The organism is Micromonospora sp. NPDC005163 (assembly GCF_053599835.1).
Window position 1 is genome coordinate 278,625 of record NZ_JBSFYP010000003.1, and the last position, 15,592, is coordinate 294,216.

The window sequence follows — 15,592 nt, forward strand, 5'->3', positions numbered from 1 at the left end:
CATCAATGCTGCTCCGGTTTGGGTCCGGCGGTGTTCATCAGGGAAAATCGTTGGTCGACACCCCCGCGACCGTTGCGGGTGGTCGTGACGAAGTGGCTGTGGGGCAACCCACCGACCCTGGTGTAGGTCTGAGGGGAGACAACATGGCGGCGATGAAGCCGCGGACGGGCGACGGTCCGCTGGAAGTCACCAAGGAGGGCCGGGGCATCGTCATGCGGGTCCCGCTGGAGGGCGGTGGCCGGCTCGTCGTCGAGATGACTCCCGACGAGGCCAACGCGCTCGGTGACGCGTTGAAGGCGGCCGCCGGCTGAGTGAGGATTGATCCGGGCGGCGTACGCCGCCCGGAACCTTCCTCGGTCCCTGAGCCACCGGCATCGCCGGTGGCTCAGGGTCTTCATCTGTGCGGAGAAACGGGTCCGGCCCCGCTCCGCGACACTTTCCTGGAGGTGCGGTTCCGCGTGCTCGCCATCCGTCTGATCGCCGAGCCTGACCGGCTCGACGTCCTTGTCCTGCCCGTCCGTCCCGCCGACCAGGCAGCGGATGGCGACGCCTCCGCCGTACCGGCGCCCACCGCCGTCGCACTGCCGGACGGCACCGCCGAGGAGGCCGCCGCGCTGGCGCCGGTCGCCCGGCTGACCGGCCGGGCCGGCGAGATCCGCACCCATCTGCGCCCCGGGCGTACCCCCGGCCGGCTGCTGCTGCTCGGCATCGGCGACGGCGACGAGGCGGCCTGGCGGACCGCCGGCGCGGCCCTGGCCCGCGCCGCCGTAGATGAGACGCATATCACTCTCGCGCTTCCCGCGGAGGTGACACCGGCCGCAGTCCGCGGGTTGACCGAGGGGCTGCTGCTCGCCTCGTACCGGTTCCGGCTGACCGAGGCGGGTAACCCGCCCGCGCTCGCCGGCGTCGACCTGCTGCTCGCCGACCCGGCCGCGCACGAGGCCGCCATCGCCACGGCTCGGACCACCGCCGCGATGACCCGACTCGCCCGCGACCTGACCAACACGCCCTCCTCCGTGAAGAACCCGCAGTGGTTCGCCGACCAGGTGACCTCCGCCGCGGCCGACCTGCCGGACCTGCGTCTACGGGTCCGTGGGCCGGATGAGCTGGCTGCCGAGGGCTTCGGCGGGATCCTCGCCGTGGGCGGCGGCTCGGCCAGCGGCCCCCGCCTGGTCGAGCTCGACTGGAACCCTGCCGGCGCGCGTACCCATGTGGTGCTGATCGGCAAGGGCATCACCTTCGACACCGGCGGGATCTCGATCAAGCCGGTGCCGGCGATGAAGCTGATGCGCAAGGACATGGCCGGCGCGGCCGCGGTCGTCGCCGCCACCCTCGGCGCCGCGACGCTGCGGTTGCCGGTCCGGGTCACCGCGCTGGCCCCGCTGGCCGAGAACATGGTCAGCGGCTCGGCGTTCCGCCCCGGCGACATCGTCCGGCACTACGGCGGGACGACCAGCGAGACGACCAACTCCGACGCGGAGGGCCGGCTGGTCCTCGCCGACGCGCTGGCGTACGCGGTGCGGCAGCTCGCGCCGGACCTGCTGCTCGACCTGGCCACCCTCACCGGGGCCAACGCCGTGGCGTTGGGCAAGCGGACCGCCGCCCTGTACAGCGAGAACGACCGGCTGGCCGCCGATGTGCTCACCGCGTCCGAGGCGGCCGGTGAGGCTGCCTGGAGGATGCCGCTGCACACCGACTACGTCGAGTACCTGGGCAGCGACATCGCCGACCTGTACAGCGCTCCGACCCAGGGTGCCGGGTCGGTGGTGGCCGCACTCTACCTGCGCGAGTTCACCGGCGAGCTGCGGGATCGCTGGCTGCACCTGGACATGTCGGCCCCGTCCTGGGCGGACAGCGACCACGCCGAAGTCAGCCGGGGCGCGACCGGGTGGGGTGTCCGCTCGCTCCTGCGGTGGCTGGCCAGCGTCGACTGACCGGAGTCAGCACTTCACCGCGGCGAGCACCCCGTGCCCGACCGGGAGCAGCGCGGGAATCCAGTGTTCGGACTCCCGCACCGCCTTGATCGTCTCCCGGACTGTCACGGTCTCCGCGTCCCGGGCGGCCGGGTCACCGATCCGGCCGCCGGCCAGCATGCCGTTGAGCGCGAGCACGCCGCCCGGGCGCAGCAGCCGCAGCGCGGCTTCCACGCAGGCGTGGAAGCCGGTCGCCTCGGCGTCCACGAAGACCAGGTCGTACGCCCCGTCGGCGAGCCGGGGCAGCACGTCGAGGGCGCGACCGGTGATGATCCGTGTGCGGCCGGCGGCGAAGCCGGCCTCGCTGAAGATCCGCCGGGCGATCCGCTGGTGCTCCACCTCCACGTCGATGGTGGTGAGTACGCCGTCGGCGCGCATGCCGCGGAGCAGCCAGAGACCGCTCACCCCGGTGCCGGTGCCGATCTCCACCACCGCGCGGGCGTTGCCGGCTGCGGCCAGCAGTCGTAGCGCCGCTCCGGCGCCGGGGGTGACCGCGTCGAGGCCCACCTCGTGGGCCAGGCTGCGGGCGGTGCGCAGGACGAGATCCTCGGTGACGTACGACTCGGCGAACTGCTGAGCCTGGGTCGTCGAACTGCCGGAACCGGCGACCGTGGCGATGGGGCACCTCCGGGGGCGGTGCGTGGTGCGGGGGCGGGTTGGCACTGTGAGCGTAGAGGCGACCGTCGCGTGGCGCAGCCGCGCCTCCGTCCCCCGCGATCACCGGAGGCAACCGCTGACTCCACCGCGCGCATCCGTGCAATCCTGGAGGCGGTATCCCGTCAGCCGCGACCGCGCCGGTCGGTGGCCGGACGACGCGGCGCGGGATCCGGGGACGGACTGGGAGGCACCGACGTGACCGACGGCTGGGACTGGCGCCGGGGCGGTGAAACTCCGGCTCCGGCACGACCGCCCGGGGCAGAGGCCCCGTCGGCGGGGTCGCCGGTAGCGCCGGGGGCCGGCAGCGTGCCCGCGGCCGACGGGGCGTCGACGGCCGGGAGCCCACCGGCATCCAGCGCGCCGCCGACCACCTGGCCGGCGTCGACCGCGCCGCCGACCACCTGGCCGGCGTCGACCGCGGCGCCGGGTGGGCCCGGCGCCGCCGGCACGTCGCCCTGGTGGTCCGACGCGCTCGCTGATCCGTGGCGGGATCCGGCGGCGCCGGCCGCCGTGATGGTGCCCGGGGTGGTGGCGGCGGGCACCGAGCCAGAGCCGGTCACCGACCCCGATGCGCCGGGCCGGCCGACGCTGCGCCACTTGCTGCTCATCCCGGTGATCACCGCGCTGCTCGCCGGCACCCTCGGCGGCGCGCTGGGTTACGCGTTCGCCGTACGTGGCGGGGCCGGCGGGACGGTGCTCGGCGCCGAGCCGGCGCAGCCGCCGGCGTTGGCCCAGCGCAAGCCGGAGTCGCTGGCCGGGGTGGCCGAACGGGTCCTGCCCAGCGTGGTCACCGTGCGGGTGAGCAGTCTCGGCGGGACGAGTGAGGGCTCCGGCTTCATCGCCAGCGCCGACGGGCACGTGATCACCAACGACCACGTGGTGGCCGGCGGCAGCGGAAAGGCCTCGGTGATCTTCAACGACGGCAGCTCCGCGGCCGCGACCGTGGTCGGTCAGGACCCGGAGTCGGACATCGCGGTCATCAAGGTGAGCCGGACCGGGCTGCGGCCGGTGGAGTTCGGCGACTCCGACGCGTTGGCGGTCGGCGACCCGGTGCTCGCCATCGGCTCGCCGCTCTCGCTGGCCAACACGGTCACCGCCGGCATCGTGAGCGCCCTGGACCGGACGATGCAGGCCGGCGAGCCGGGCGGTCCGGTGCGGTACTACGCGGCGATCCAGACCGACGCGGCGGTCAACCACGGCAACTCGGGCGGCCCGCTCGTCGATGGGGCCGGACGGGTGGTCGGGGTGAACTCCACCATCAAGTCGCTGGTCGCCGACGGTCAGGAGGCCGGCAACATCGGTCTCGCCTTCGCTATCCCGATCAACCAGGCCAAACGGGTGACCCAGGACATCATCGGCACCGGCAAGGCCCGGCGTACGGTGATCGGCGCCCAGGTCGGCGGTCCGGGCGCGGGAGCCAGCGGCGGCGTACGGCTCGCCGCGGTGGAGCCGTCCGGTCCGGCGGCCGGCGCCGGGCTGCGGGTCGGCGACGTGATCCTGAAGCTCAACGGCCGGCCGATGACCGAGCCGACAGACCTGATCGCGCTGGTCCGCAAGTTCGCGCCCGGCTCGGTGGTGACCGTCGAGTTCCGGCGCGGCGCCGACCGGCAGAACACCTCGGTCACCCTCGCCGCGGATGCCAAGTGAACAGCGGGTCACCCCCTGCCCGAAAGCCGTCCGACGTGCGTAGTCTTGCTGCTGACGCCGAGAGGAGGCCCGCGGGATGCTCGACAACCTGAACTGGTGGGAGATCGGTGCGCTGCTGCTCCTGGCACTGCTGATCTTCGGTGACCGGCTGCCCGCCGTGATCACCGACGGCCTGCGGATGGTGCGCAACCTTCGCAACATGGCCCGCAACGCCACCGGCGACCTGAGTCGTGAGCTGGGCACCGACATTCAGCTCGAGGATCTGCACCCGAAGGCCTTCATCCGCAAGCACCTCCTCAGCGAGGAGGACGAGGCGGCGATCCGCAAGCCGTTGCAGGGCGTCTACGACAACCTGCGCGCGGATGTCGGCGGCGTGCACAACGAGCTGAAGGACGTGGCCAACGCCGCGGACCCGCGGACGAAGGGGACCCGGTCCGGCACGGCCACCGGCACCCCGTCGGCGCCGGCTCCCCGAGCCAGCTACGACGACGCCACCTGACCGGCCCGTCACCAGACCGGCCCGCCACCTGCCCGGCCCGCACCCGCCGGCCGGACGGCCGGCGGGTTAACGACGGACCGGGCGCTCAGCGCCCGGCGGGCTTGAGGCCGAGCGGCTTGCCGAGCAGCGACTCACGGCGCAGCGCGAGCCGGTCCGCGATCGTGCCGAGCGCCTGCGCGGCCGGCGACTCCGGCTCGGCCAGCACGATCGGGTTACCGGCGTCACCGGCCTCGCGGACGCGGGTGTCCAGCGGGATCTGCCCGAGCAGCGGCACCTGCGCGCCGATGGTCCGGCTCAGCGACTCGGCGACCGCCGCACCGCCGCCGGCACCGAAGATCTCCATCCGGGAGCCGTCCGGCAGCTCCAGCCAGGACATGTTCTCGATGACGCCGACGACCCGCTGGTGGGTCTGCAGGGCGATCGCACCGGCCCGCTCCGCCACCTCAGCGGCGGCGGCCTGCGGGGTGGTGACCACCAGGATCTCCGAGTTGGGCAGCAGTTGGGCCAGCGAGATGGCCACGTCGCCGGTGCCCGGGGGCAGGTCGAGCAGGAGCACGTCCAGGTCGCCCCAGTAGACGTCGGCCAGGAACTGCTGCAACGCCCGGTGCAGCATCGGGCCGCGCCACACCACCGCGGCGTTGCCGGCGGTGAACATGCCGATCGAGATCACCTTCACGCCGTGCGACTGCGGCGGCATGATCATGTCCTCGACGCGGGTCGGCCGGCCGTCCGCGCCCAACATCCGGGGCACCGAGTGGCCGTAGATGTCCGCGTCGACCACACCCACCGAGAGCCCGCGGGCGGCCAGCGCCGCCGCCAGGTTGACCGTCACGCTGGACTTGCCGACGCCACCCTTGCCGCTGGCCACCGCGTACACCCGCGTCCGCGAGCCGGGCTGGGCGAACGGGATGACCGGCTCCTCGCTGGCACCTCCGCCGCGCAGCTGCGACTGCAACGACTGCCGCTGCTCGGGGCTCATCACACCAAAGTCGATCTCCACGCCGGTCACCCCGGGCACCGCGGCGACCGCGGCGGTGATGTCCGTGCGCAGCTTGTCCTTGAGCGGGCAACCGGCGACGGTGAGCAGCAACTCGACCCGTACGACGCCGCTGGTGTCGATCGCGGCGGAGCGGACCATGCCCAGCTCGGTGATCGGCCGGCGGATCTCCGGGTCGTTGACGGTGGCCAGGGCGGCCTGGATCGCGTCCTCGACGGTGCTGACGGGTGCTGACATGCCCGCAATGCTACGTCGCGGGGCATCCGCTCCGGCCGCTGGCCGGGAATGGTGTGAGCGAATCGATGGCCCGCTCGAACCCTCCGGTCAGCCGTCCTGCGGGCGGGGCCCGGTGGCGTCCGGCCGGGCTTCGCGGGCGACGTCGCCGTCCAGATCGTCGCGGGGTTCGTCCAGCCCGGCACCGTCGGTCGGCCGCTGGCCACGCCTCTCCTGCCGGCTGTCCTTCTCCTGCTGGCGGCGCTCCAACCGTTGCCGGCGCTGCCCCGCCTCGTCCAGCTCCTCGGCCAGCCGGGCCAGCTCCGAGCGCAGGAAGTCCCGGGTCGCCACCTCGCCCAGCGCGATGCGCAGCGCGGCGATCTCCCGGGCCAGGTACTCGGTGTCCGCCTTCTGCGCGGTGGCCCGCCGCCGGTCCTCCTCCAGCGCCACCCGGTCCCGGTCGGCCTGCCGGTTCTGCGCCAGCAGGATCAACGGCGCCGCATAGCTGGCCTGCAACGACAGCACCAGGGTCAGGAACGTGAAGGTGTACGGGTCGAAGCGCAGATCGGCCGGGGCCAGGGTGTTCCAGCCGAACCAGATCGCGATCACCACCGTCATGACGACGATGAAGTTGGCGGTGCCCATGCCGCGCGCGATGCCCTCGGACCACCGGCCGAACGCCTCCGCGTCGAACCGGGGCAGCTTGATCCCTAGGGGCTCGCGTGGCTGATCGAGCCGTTCGGCCCGCCGCTGGTCAGCCATCCGCGCCATCCGGCGCCGGTTCCGGGGAGTTCAGGGCGCCCAGGGCGTCCCGGTCCCGCCAGTCCCGGGGCAGTGAATGGTCCAGCACGTCGTCCACCGTCACGGCGCCGACCAGCCGGTTGTTCCGGTCGATCACCGGCATGGCGACCAGGTCGTAGGTGGCCATCCGGCGGGTGATCTCCGGGAGCGGGGTGGTGGGGCGTAGCGGGTCGATGTCGTTGACCACGACCTTGCCCAGCAGGTCGGCCGGGGGTTCGCGCAGCAACGCCTGGAAGTGCACCATGCCCAGGTACCGGCCGGTCGGGGTGTTCTGTGGGGCCCGGGTCACGAAGACCTGCGCGGCGACCGCGGGGGAGAGCTGGGGCTCCCGGATCCGGGCGAGCGCCTCGGCGACGGTGGCGTCCGGCGGCAGGATGACCGGCTCCGAGGTCATCACGCTGCCCGCCGTGCCCGGCGTGTACTTGAGGAGCTGGCGCACCGGGTCGGCCTCGTCCGGCTCCATCAGGTCCAGCAGCACGTCCTGCTCCGGCGGAGGCAGCTCGTTGAGCAGGTCCGCCGCGTCGTCCGGGTCCATCTCCTCCAGCACGTCCGCGGCCCGTTCCCGGTCCAGCGCGGCGAGGATCTCCACCTGGTCGTGCTCCGGCAACTCGCTGAGCACGTCGGCCAGCCGCTCGTCGTCCAGTGCCGCCGCGACCTCGTTGCGCCGCGCGTCGGGCAGGTCCTGCAAGGCGTTGGCCAGGTCGGCCGGGCGCATGTCCTCCAGTACGGCGAGCAGATTCGCCGTACCCCGGTTGTCGGCGATGCCGCTGAGCCCGCGCACCCGGTCCCACTCCACCTGGTGCAGGTGGCCGCGGCGGGTGAGCCGGCCGGTGTGCTCGCGGACCGCGACCCGGGTGAGCGACCACTCGCCACCCCGGGAGCATTCCATGGCGACGTCCACCACCGCGCCGGGCTGGCCGGCCGGTTCGAGCTGCACCCGCCGGTCCAGCAGTTCCTGGAGCACCAGCAGTTCGTTCGGGCGTTTCTCGAAGCGCCGCAGGTTGAGGGTGCCGGAGCCGAGCACGACCGCGTCGGCGTCGATGGACGTGATCCGGTTGATGGACAGGAAGATCCGCCGGCGCATCGGCATCTCAGCGACCAGGCCCACGACCTCCGGGGGACGTTTGGTCGCCCGCAGCCGGGCCACCGCGTCACGAACCCGGCCCACCTGGTCGCCGTTCGGATCGAAGACGGCGACTCCGGCGAGGCGGGCTATGTAGACCCGGGTCGGCGTGCTCACGGGCACCAGCCTAAGCGCCTAGTGTTTATCAACATGTCGACCTTGTCCTACGAGATCGTGGACGTCTTCACCGACCGCCCTTTCGCCGGCAACCCGCTGGCCGTGGTGTTCGGCGCGGAGGCGCTGGCCGCGGAGCAGATGCAGGCGCTCGCGCTGGAGTTCAACCTTTCCGAGACGGTGTTCGTGCTGGCCCCGACCCAGGTCGGCGCCACATACCGGGCCCGGATCTTCACCCCGGTGGAGGAGTTGCCGTTCGCCGGCCACCCCAGCGTCGGTGCGGCGGTCACCGCGAGCCGGCGCGGGATGTTCGGTGTGGGGCAGGTCATGCAGGAGTGCGGCGCCGGCGTGCTGCCGATCGAGGTGACCGCGTCCGGGGCGACCCTCACCGGTGGAAGCCCGACCCTCGGCCCCGAGCTGGACCCGGAGCCGCTGCTGGAGATCGCCGGGCTGGTCCCGGACGACCACGTCGGGCCGCCCCCACGGGTCGCCGGCTGCGGGCTGGAGTTTCCGTACCTGCCGGTGCGGCCGGAGTCGGTGGCCCGGGCACGGCTGAACCCGGCGGCGGCGGAGCGGTACGGGGTGGCGCACGTCAGCGTCTTCTCCTGGGACCCGACCACCCAAACCGCGCACGCCCGGGTCTTCGTTCCCGGCCTCGGCGTACCGGAGGACCCGGCGACCGGCTCGGCGGCGCTCGGTCTCGGTGTCTGGCTCGTGGCCAGCGGCCTGCTGCCCGGCGAAGGGATGTCCCGATACGCCGTGCGCCAGGGTGTGGAGATGAACCGTCCGTCCGCGCTGGCCTGCACGGTCACCGCGGAGAACGGCGTGGTGGTCGGCGCGACGGTCGCCGGCCAGGTGATGCCGGTGGCCCGGGGCGAGATCGCCGTGCCGCCCTTCGTGGGCTGACCGGCGGAGGTCCTCATGCGGGACAATGCGGGTGTGACGGACGAGGATGCCCCCCGTGGCACGCCACTGGTCGACGAGGCGATGAAGAAGGCTGCGGTGGCGTGGGTCAGCGTGGCCGGTGGGCCGGCGCTCGCACTCTGGTGCGCCCCGCTGGAGGGCGCGCTGTTCGTGGTCAGCGGGCCGGGTGAGCAGGCCGCGCCGGGGCTGGCCGAGGCGGCCGAGGCGCAGGTCACCCTGCGCGGTGACCACGGCGGCCGGATCGTCACCTGGCCGGCCCGGGTGACCCGGCTGCGACCGGGCACCGAGGCATGGGACACCACCGCGCCGCTGGTGGCGGGTAAGCGGCTGAACGCGTCCGGCCCGACCGCCGACCTGGTGGCCCGGTGGGCCGCCGAGGGCTGCGCGGTGAACCGGCTCGCCCCGGCCGGTGACCCGCTGGCCGGCGCCGACCTGCCGGCCGACGCGCAGGCCGAACCGCCCCGGGAGACCCCGGCGGTCCGGGCCACCCGCAAGCCGTTCCGCCTGCACCGGGTCCGCCGCCGCTGACCCGCCGCCGCGGTGCGGTCAGCCGAACGCCACGCCGATGACCTCGGCGTCGACGAGGTCGAGCACGTCGCGCAATGTGCTGAGTGTCGGGCCGCGCCAGTCCCGGTCGGCGTTGAAGACCATGTGCTCGGCGAGGTCGGGCGCGGCGAGCCGGACCGCGGTCATCCCGGCCCGCTCCGCGCCGGTCAGCTCCTGGCTGCCGCCGTCGCCGACGTACAGGCAGTCGCGCGGCGCGAGCCCGAGTCGCCGGCAGGCGGTCAGGTAGAGGGCCGGATCCGGTTTGCACCGTCCGACCTGCACCGAGAAGACCCGCACGTCGAGCAGCGGGGCGACCGCGAGCTGTGGCAGGAAGGCCGGCAGCTCGTGCGTACAGTCGCTGATCACGCCGGTGCACAGGCCGCGCTGGCGCAGCGCCGCCAGCACGGGCACCGCGTCGGCCCGCAGCCGGGTGTCCGCGCGGACCGCGCGGTGCCGGGACGCCACGGCCGCGCGCACCGCATGGTCGCTAGGGTGTACGCCGGCCTGGGCGCAGACCCACCGCAGCGTGGCCTCCGCGTTGCCGAGCCCGCCGGTGGCCCGCTCGTAGTAGGTGCGGTCCAGCACCTCGGTCAACGTGTCGGTGTGGCATCCGAGCAGCTCGGCGGTGCCGAGGTGGGCGGCGCCGCGCTGGACCGGACGGGTCAGGGTGCCGAAGAAGTCGAACAGCACCGCCTGGTAGCTGGGCATGGGGGAGCGCCTCCGGGCGGTCGAGGGTCGCCGGCGCGGACCCGCGTGATCGTAACGGAGTGCTGACGTTCTGTGTTATCCGCGAGCGTGTGAGGATTGCTTCCCGTGCCCCCTTCCTCACACCGCCCGCCCCCGGATCCGCTGACCACCGGCGCGGTCGGCCTGGCCGTGGTCGCCGTGTCGTCATCCGCGCCGCTGATCGCCTACGCCGCCGCTCCCGCGCTGGCCATCGCGTTCTGGCGCAACCTGCTCGCGGTGGCCGTGCTGAGCCCGTTCTCGCTGGCCCGACGTCGCGCCGAGTTCCGTGCGCTGGCCGGTCGGGCGGGCCGGCGGGAGGGGCTGTACTGCGTGCTCTCCGGGGTCGCGCTCGCCGCGCACTTCGCGACCTGGATGCCGAGCGCGCAGCTCACCTCGGTCGCCACGGCCACCGCCCTGGTCGCCACCCAGCCGGTCTGGCAGGGGCTGATCGCCCGTGCCCAGGGCCGCGGGCTGCCCCCGGTGGTCTGGATCGGCATCGCGGTGGCGGTCGGCGGCGCGGTGATCGCCACCGGCGCGGACGTGGGCATCTCCGGGCGGGCCGTCCTCGGAGACCTGCTCGCGCTGACCGGTGGCCTGTTCGCCGCCGTCTACACCGCCTTCGGTGAGCGGGCCCGGGCCAGCATCAGCACCACCACGTACACCACCATCTGCTACGGGATCTGCGCGCTGATCCTGCTGGTGGTCTGCCTGCTCGGCGGGGTCCGGATGACCGGCTTCGACGGGCGTACCTGGCTGGCCATCCTGGCCCTGGTGGCCGGCGCGCAACTGCTCGGCCATTCGATGTTCAACTACGCCCTGCGCCGGATTCCGGCGACCACGGTCAGCGTGCTGATCCTGCTGGAGGTGCCCGGCGCGGCGCTGCTCGGTTGGGTCTGGCTGGGGCAGCTGCCCCGCCCGTACGCGCTGTTGGGAATGGCGCTGCTGCTGGTCGGGGTGGCGGTGGTGGTGCTCGGTGGCGCCCGAGCCGGCCGCCGCGCCGCGCCGCCCACCCCGCTCCCCGCCGACGCCGCCCCGTTGACAGACTGACCGCCCGCCCGGCCCGGGCGAAATCCGGGACGACCTGAGGAACGTGGATGGCGGTTCCCTCCGGGGCGGGCCCGCCCGGCGTCTGCCCGGATGAGGAGGGCGATCCGTTTGACGACTGAGGACCGCACCCGGGACGGCTTCGCCGATTTCGTACGGGCCGAGACCGCCGGGCTGACCCGGTTCGCGTACCTGCTGACCAGCGACCGGCACCACGCCGAGGACCTGGTGCAGGTGGCGCTGGCCCGGGTCGCGGTGCGTTGGGAACGGCTCGACGACCCGGCCGCCTACCTGCGCCGGGTGCTCTACACGCAGGCGGCGAACTGGTGGCGGTGGCGCCGGGCCCGCCCGCCGGAGCGGTTGGGCGGAGCGCTGCCGGAGCGGGCCGGTCCGGGCGACGACACGGACCTGCGGCTGGTGCTCCAAGCGGCGTTGGCCCGGCTGACCGTTCGGCAGCGCGCGGTCCTGGTCCTGCGCTACTACGAGGACCGCACCGAGACCGAGACGGCCGTGCTGCTGGGCTGCCGGGTCGGCACCGTGAAGAGCCAGACCCGGCACGCCCTCGGGCGGCTGCGCGTCCTCGCCCCCGAGCTGGCCGAGCTGGTTGGCCGTAACCCGCAGGAGGTGGCTCGATGACCGCCCGGCTCAGCGAGGCGCTGCGTCGCCTCGCCGACGACGTTCCGCCCGCGCGCGTACCGGCTGGGCTCTTCGACTCCGCGCGGACCCGGCACCGGCGTCGCCGGGCCGTCGCCGCCGGCGCGCTGGCCGTGCTGGTCCTGCTCCTCGGCACCGGGTACGCGCTGCACCCGGTGGCCCTGCCGTCGCCCGCCGCCCCACACTCCGATGCCCCTGGCCTGCCCACCCGAATCGTCGACCCGCCGCTGCGCACCGCCTCGGTGCGGGACTCGGCACCCGGCGCGGCGGCGATGCTCTTCGGCGGCCCGGCCGTGCGCACCGACTGGTTCGAGACCCGGATGGGCGTGCTGGCAGCCGACGCCGACCGGTACCGGGTACTGGACGCCGGGCAGCTCACCCCGGGCTTCGACGCGCTGCTGTCCCCGGACGGCCGGTACGCCTGGATCGGCGCGTCCCTGCTCGACCTGACATCCGGGCGGTTCACCCCGGACCGGACGGACGGCTACCCGCTCGCGTTCGCGCCGGATGGCGAGCGACTCGTCTACGCCGACGACGACGCCGCCTTCACCCCGCCGAACACCTACACCACCCCGTACGTCGGGGTCTACGACCGGGAGCGCGGGAAGGACGTCCTGCGGGTCCCGGTGGGCACCGCCTGGATTCCGCCGGGACGCACGGCGGCGCTCTCCCCGGACAGCGGTGAACTGGCCCTCCAGGTCCGGGGCGAGGTCTGGCTCGCCCGGGTCGCCGACGCCAACGCGGACGGCGTCGCCGAGCCGTACCGGAAACTGCCGCTGCACGGCGGGCGGCTCGGCGGGGCCGGGTCCTGGCTGCCGGACGGGCGTGCGGTGGCGGTCCTGGACCGGTCCACCTGTACCGACTGCCCGGTGCCCGGCTACCCGCGTACCTGGACGCTGGCCGTCCGGTCCACCGTCGACGACGCACCGCGGGCCGGGGCGCCGTTCCCGCCGCTGCGCTCCCGTACGTTCGTCCAACTGCTCGGCTGGCGCTCGGCGGACGAGGCGGTCGCGCTGGTCGGTGTGCCCGGCCCGGAGGCGGTGGACCGGCCGGAGGACCACGACATCGCCTGGGGTCCGTATCACGAGCCGGGCACGGATCGGGTGGAACTCGTGGTGCTGCGCCGGGGCGCACCGGCGCCGGAGGTGCTCTTCCGCACCCCGGAGGGCATCACCGAGCTGACGGTCGCCGCCGACCTGGCGATCGACGGCGCGGTACGCGAAACCGGCCGACCCGACTACGGGCCACTGCCGTTCTGGCTGCTCGCCATGGGGTTCATCCTGGCGCTCGTGGTGGGCCTGCCGGTGCTGTCGCTGCTGCGGCGCTGGCGGGGTCGGCGGCTCGCCCGGCGCTTCTGAGACACGCCCTACGCCTCGTACACCTCGATCACGCGCGTGGTCGGCGCGGACCCGCCGAGTGCGGCGCGCAGCGCGGCCCGCTCCGGGTCGACGAGGAACGACTCGTAACCGGCCCGATCCTCGAAGGTGATCACGTGCACCTCGGCCCGCTCGTCGATGCCGCGCAGTCGCCGTTCCAGGTGGCCGCCGTGCCGGCCGAGCAGCGCCAGCACGGCGTCCTCGTAGCGCTTTCCGGCGGCCTCGGCCCCGACGGGGAACTCGACGAGCGCGACAAGCGTCAGCACGGTGGCCACGCTAGTCCGCGATGCCGACGGCCTTGGCGCTGGCCGCCCAGAGCCGGGCGGCGAGCTGCGGGTCGACGGCCTTGCGGTACGGCCGGCGCGGCCGCCGGTCGTGGTAGTAGCCGCCGTCGATCAGCCGGGACCGGTCCTGGTTGGCCAGCCAGACCAGGGTCTCGGCACCCTTCTCGGGGCTGCGGAACGGCAGGAGCCGCATGCCGAGGGCGACCAGCCGGCTGTCGTTGGCGAACCGGGTCCGCACCACCCCGGGGTGGAAGCTGTGTGCCGCAATGCCCGGCCAGCGGCGGGCAGCCTCGGCGGTGAACAGGATGTTCGCCTGTTTGCTCGTGCCGTACGCGCCCATCGGCCGGTAGCGGCCCAGCGGCCTGTTCAGGTCGTCCGGCTCCAGCGTGCCGAAGCGGTGCGCACCGGAGGCGGTGACCACGATCCGGCCGATCCGGTCGGCGAGCAGGTTGGTCAGCAGGAACGGCGCCAGGTGGTTGGCCTGGATCGACAGTTCGAAGCCGTCGACGGTCGTGAGCGGCTGGAGTGCGATGGCACCGGCGTTGTTGGCCAGCACGTCGATCCGGCCGTACGCGTCGCGCAGCCGCTCGGCGAGCCGGCGCACGTCGTCCAGCACCGCGAAGTCGGCCCGGAACAACTCCGGACGCTCGCCCGACGTCTCCCGTACCCGTTCCGCCGCGGCCTGCAACCGGGCCGGGTCCCGCCCGACCAGCACCACCTGATCGCCGCGGCACGCCAGGTCCACGGCGGCGGCCAGTCCGATGCCGGAGCTGGCGCCGGTCACCACCACCAGTCGCCGCCCAGTGAGATCTTCCACAGGTCCATTCACCCCGGTCATGGCGCGAGGTTACCGTGGCGTCACCACGCCCTTTGGGATCGTTAAGTTTCTCGGATCTGTCGTCAGGTGGCGTCGGCGTGCCCGCCGGACGCTGGAAGGAGCGCATCCATGGCCGCAGTCGGTCGTCCCCGCCGGTCCTGCCTCGCCGTACCGGGTTCCAGCGTCAAGATGCTCGGCAAGGCGCAGGGCCTCCCGGCCGACCAGGTCTTCCTCGACCTGGAGGACGCCGTGGCCCCGCTGGCCAAGCCGGATGCGCGGAAGAACATCGTGGCCGCGCTCAACGAGGGTGACTGGGCCGGCAAGACGCGCGTGGTCCGGGTCAACGACCTGACCACCCCGTGGACCTACCGGGACGTCATCGAGGTCGTCGAGGGTGCCGGCGCCAACCTGGACTGCGTCATGCTGCCGAAGGTGCAGACCGCCGAGCAGGTGCACTGGCTGGACCTGCTGCTCACCCAGATCGAGAAGACGCTCGGCCTGGAGGTCGGCCGGATCGGCATCGAGGCGCAGATCGAGAACGCCGCCGGCCTGGTCAACGTGGACGCCATCGCGGGCGCCTCGCCGCGGGTGGAGACCATCATCTTCGGCCCGGCCGACTTCATGGCCTCGATCAACATGAAGTCGCTGGTGGTCGGCGCGCTGATCCCGGACTACCCGGGCGACCCGTACCACTACATCCTCATGCGGATCCTGATGGCCGCCCGGATGCACGACAAGCAGGCCATCGACGGCCCGTTCCTGCAGATCCGGGACGTGGACGCGTTCCGCGAGGTGGCCAAGCGTTCGGCGGCGCTGGGCTTCGACGGCAAGTGGGTGCTGCACCCGGGCCAGATCGACGCCGCCAACGAGGTCTACCAGCCGGCGCAGGCCGACTACGACCACGCCGAGCTGATCCTCGACGCGTACCAGCACTACACCTCGGAGGCCGGCGGCAAGCTCGGCGCGGTGATGCTCGGCGACGAGATGATCGACGAGGCGTCCCGCAAGATGGCACTGGTGGTCGCCGCCAAGGGCCGGGCCGCCGGGATGAGCCGTACGTCGTCGTTCACCCCGCCCTCGGAGTGACCGTGCCGGGGCGGCGCGGGGCGGACCGCCCGTCAGAGCAAGCCGCCCCGCCATGGCCCTCTACAAAAAGAAAAAAAAAAAAAACCAAAAAAAAACAAAAGAGATCGGAGT

17 protein-coding genes are annotated in these 15,592 nt (G+C 73.4%); 10 read left to right on the top strand and 7 right to left on the bottom strand.

What is annotated here, in order from left to right:
• Positions 1-143: 143 nt before the first annotated feature.
• Both ACWD6N_RS04750 and ACWD6N_RS04755 read left to right on the top strand, forming a co-directional pair.
• Positions 144-311 carry a DUF3117 domain-containing protein gene (locus tag ACWD6N_RS04750; protein WP_007455245.1) on the top strand — a complete coding sequence of 56 codons (168 nt, stop codon included), beginning with the start codon at positions 144-146 and terminating at the stop codon, positions 309-311.
• Between the two features lie 147 nt (positions 312-458).
• Positions 459-1,934: a leucyl aminopeptidase family protein gene (locus ACWD6N_RS04755; RefSeq protein ID WP_354964554.1), complete on the top strand. Its 1,476-nt coding sequence runs from the start codon at positions 459-461 to the stop codon at positions 1,932-1,934.
• 6 nt (positions 1,935-1,940) lie between these two features.
• On the opposite strand, the gene ACWD6N_RS04760 is transcribed toward ACWD6N_RS04755, so the two are convergent.
• Positions 1,941-2,510, bottom strand: coding sequence for an O-methyltransferase (locus ACWD6N_RS04760; RefSeq protein WP_074319132.1), 570 nt, complete (start codon positions 2,508-2,510; stop codon positions 1,941-1,943).
• 300 nt (positions 2,511-2,810) lie between these two features.
• Between ACWD6N_RS04760 and ACWD6N_RS04765 the strand changes: the two genes are divergently transcribed.
• Together ACWD6N_RS04765 and ACWD6N_RS04770 are read left to right on the top strand one after the other, a co-directional pair.
• The gene (locus ACWD6N_RS04765) at positions 2,811-4,277 is read left to right on the top strand and encodes a S1C family serine protease (protein ID WP_387323590.1); all 1,467 of its coding nucleotides are present in this window, start codon (positions 2,811-2,813) and stop codon (positions 4,275-4,277) included.
• 76 nt (positions 4,278-4,353) lie between these two features.
• Positions 4,354-4,776, top strand: a complete 423-nt coding sequence (locus ACWD6N_RS04770) for a Sec-independent protein translocase family protein (protein WP_354964556.1) — start codon at positions 4,354-4,356, stop codon at positions 4,774-4,776.
• A gap of 85 nt (positions 4,777-4,861) precedes the next feature.
• On the opposite strand, the gene ACWD6N_RS04775 is transcribed toward ACWD6N_RS04770, so the two are convergent.
• From ACWD6N_RS04775 to ACWD6N_RS04785, 3 genes are all read right to left on the bottom strand, one after another.
• A complete protein-coding gene (locus ACWD6N_RS04775) occupies positions 4,862-6,010 on the bottom strand; it encodes an Mrp/NBP35 family ATP-binding protein (RefSeq protein WP_354964557.1) in 1,149 nt (382 codons plus the stop codon).
• An 87-nt stretch (positions 6,011-6,097) separates the two neighbouring features.
• Positions 6,098-6,748 carry a DUF1003 domain-containing protein gene (locus ACWD6N_RS04780; RefSeq protein ID WP_450004513.1) on the bottom strand — a complete coding sequence of 217 codons (651 nt, stop codon included), beginning with the start codon at positions 6,746-6,748 and terminating at the stop codon, positions 6,098-6,100.
• The gene (locus tag ACWD6N_RS04785) at positions 6,741-8,027 is read right to left on the bottom strand and encodes a magnesium transporter MgtE N-terminal domain-containing protein (protein WP_354964559.1); all 1,287 of its coding nucleotides are present in this window, start codon (positions 8,025-8,027) and stop codon (positions 6,741-6,743) included. Before ACWD6N_RS04785 ends, ACWD6N_RS04780 begins: the two co-directional genes overlap by 8 nt.
• Positions 8,028-8,060: 33 nt before the next feature.
• Here ACWD6N_RS04785 and ACWD6N_RS04790 point away from each other — a divergent pair, with 33 nt between their 5' ends.
• Together ACWD6N_RS04790 and ACWD6N_RS04795 are read left to right on the top strand one after the other, a co-directional pair.
• Positions 8,061-8,930 (top strand): PhzF family phenazine biosynthesis protein, encoded by an 870-nt coding sequence (locus ACWD6N_RS04790; protein ID WP_354964560.1) that lies wholly within the window; start codon positions 8,061-8,063, stop codon positions 8,928-8,930.
• A 15-nt stretch (positions 8,931-8,945) separates the two neighbouring features.
• Positions 8,946-9,476: a hypothetical protein gene (locus tag ACWD6N_RS04795; protein ID WP_450004514.1), complete on the top strand. Its 531-nt coding sequence runs from the start codon at positions 8,946-8,948 to the stop codon at positions 9,474-9,476.
• A gap of 18 nt (positions 9,477-9,494) precedes the next feature.
• Here ACWD6N_RS04795 and ACWD6N_RS04800 read toward each other — a convergent pair whose 3' ends face one another.
• Positions 9,495-10,202, bottom strand: a complete 708-nt coding sequence (locus tag ACWD6N_RS04800; protein WP_354964562.1) for an HAD family hydrolase — start codon at positions 10,200-10,202, stop codon at positions 9,495-9,497.
• 105 nt (positions 10,203-10,307) lie between these two features.
• On the opposite strand from ACWD6N_RS04800, the gene ACWD6N_RS04805 reads away from it, so the two are divergent.
• The 3 genes from ACWD6N_RS04805 (at position 10,308) to ACWD6N_RS04815 (ending at position 13,276) form a co-directional block, all read left to right on the top strand.
• Complete coding sequence (locus tag ACWD6N_RS04805) at positions 10,308-11,267, top strand: DMT family transporter (protein ID WP_354964563.1); 960 nt, start codon at positions 10,308-10,310, stop codon at positions 11,265-11,267.
• A gap of 108 nt (positions 11,268-11,375) precedes the next feature.
• Positions 11,376-11,900 (top strand): SigE family RNA polymerase sigma factor, encoded by a 525-nt coding sequence (locus tag ACWD6N_RS04810; protein WP_354964564.1) that lies wholly within the window; start codon positions 11,376-11,378, stop codon positions 11,898-11,900.
• Positions 11,897-13,276, top strand: a complete 1,380-nt coding sequence (locus ACWD6N_RS04815) for a WD40 repeat domain-containing protein (RefSeq protein WP_354964565.1) — start codon at positions 11,897-11,899, stop codon at positions 13,274-13,276. Before ACWD6N_RS04810 ends, ACWD6N_RS04815 begins: the two co-directional genes overlap by 4 nt.
• 8 nt (positions 13,277-13,284) lie before the next feature.
• Here ACWD6N_RS04815 and ACWD6N_RS04820 read toward each other — a convergent pair whose 3' ends face one another.
• Both ACWD6N_RS04820 and ACWD6N_RS04825 read right to left on the bottom strand, forming a co-directional pair.
• On the bottom strand, positions 13,285-13,560 hold the full coding sequence (locus ACWD6N_RS04820) for a hypothetical protein (protein ID WP_354964566.1): 276 nt from the start codon (positions 13,558-13,560) through the stop codon (positions 13,285-13,287).
• A gap of 10 nt (positions 13,561-13,570) precedes the next feature.
• Positions 13,571-14,395, bottom strand: coding sequence for an SDR family NAD(P)-dependent oxidoreductase (locus tag ACWD6N_RS04825; RefSeq protein WP_354964636.1), 825 nt, complete (start codon positions 14,393-14,395; stop codon positions 13,571-13,573).
• A 129-nt stretch (positions 14,396-14,524) separates the two neighbouring features.
• Between ACWD6N_RS04825 and ACWD6N_RS04830 the strand changes: the two genes are divergently transcribed.
• Positions 14,525-15,481 carry an HpcH/HpaI aldolase/citrate lyase family protein gene (locus ACWD6N_RS04830; RefSeq protein WP_354964567.1) on the top strand — a complete coding sequence of 319 codons (957 nt, stop codon included), beginning with the start codon at positions 14,525-14,527 and terminating at the stop codon, positions 15,479-15,481.
• Positions 15,482-15,592: the final 111 nt, after the last annotated feature.

What these genes read in the sequence shown, in the direction of transcription:
- ACWD6N_RS04775 (WP_354964557.1), bottom strand. Translation starts at nt 6,010, where the DNA reads ATGTCAGCACCCGTCAGCACCGTCGAGGACGCGATCCAGGCCGCCCTG.
- ACWD6N_RS04830 (WP_354964567.1), top strand. Translation starts at nt 14,525, where the DNA reads ATGGCCGCAGTCGGTCGTCCCCGCCGGTCCTGCCTCGCCGTACCGGGT.
- ACWD6N_RS04815 (WP_354964565.1), top strand. Translation starts at nt 11,897, where the DNA reads ATGACCGCCCGGCTCAGCGAGGCGCTGCGTCGCCTCGCCGACGACGTT.
- ACWD6N_RS04800 (WP_354964562.1), bottom strand. Translation starts at nt 10,202, where the DNA reads ATGCCCAGCTACCAGGCGGTGCTGTTCGACTTCTTCGGCACCCTGACC.
- ACWD6N_RS04795 (WP_450004514.1), top strand. Translation starts at nt 8,946, where the DNA reads ATGCGGGACAATGCGGGTGTGACGGACGAGGATGCCCCCCGTGGCACG.
- ACWD6N_RS04750 (WP_007455245.1), top strand. Translation starts at nt 144, where the DNA reads ATGGCGGCGATGAAGCCGCGGACGGGCGACGGTCCGCTGGAAGTCACC.
- ACWD6N_RS04780 (WP_450004513.1), bottom strand. Translation starts at nt 6,748, where the DNA reads ATGGCTGACCAGCGGCGGGCCGAACGGCTCGATCAGCCACGCGAGCCC.
- ACWD6N_RS04770 (WP_354964556.1), top strand. Translation starts at nt 4,354, where the DNA reads ATGCTCGACAACCTGAACTGGTGGGAGATCGGTGCGCTGCTGCTCCTG.
- ACWD6N_RS04790 (WP_354964560.1), top strand. Translation starts at nt 8,061, where the DNA reads ATGTCGACCTTGTCCTACGAGATCGTGGACGTCTTCACCGACCGCCCT.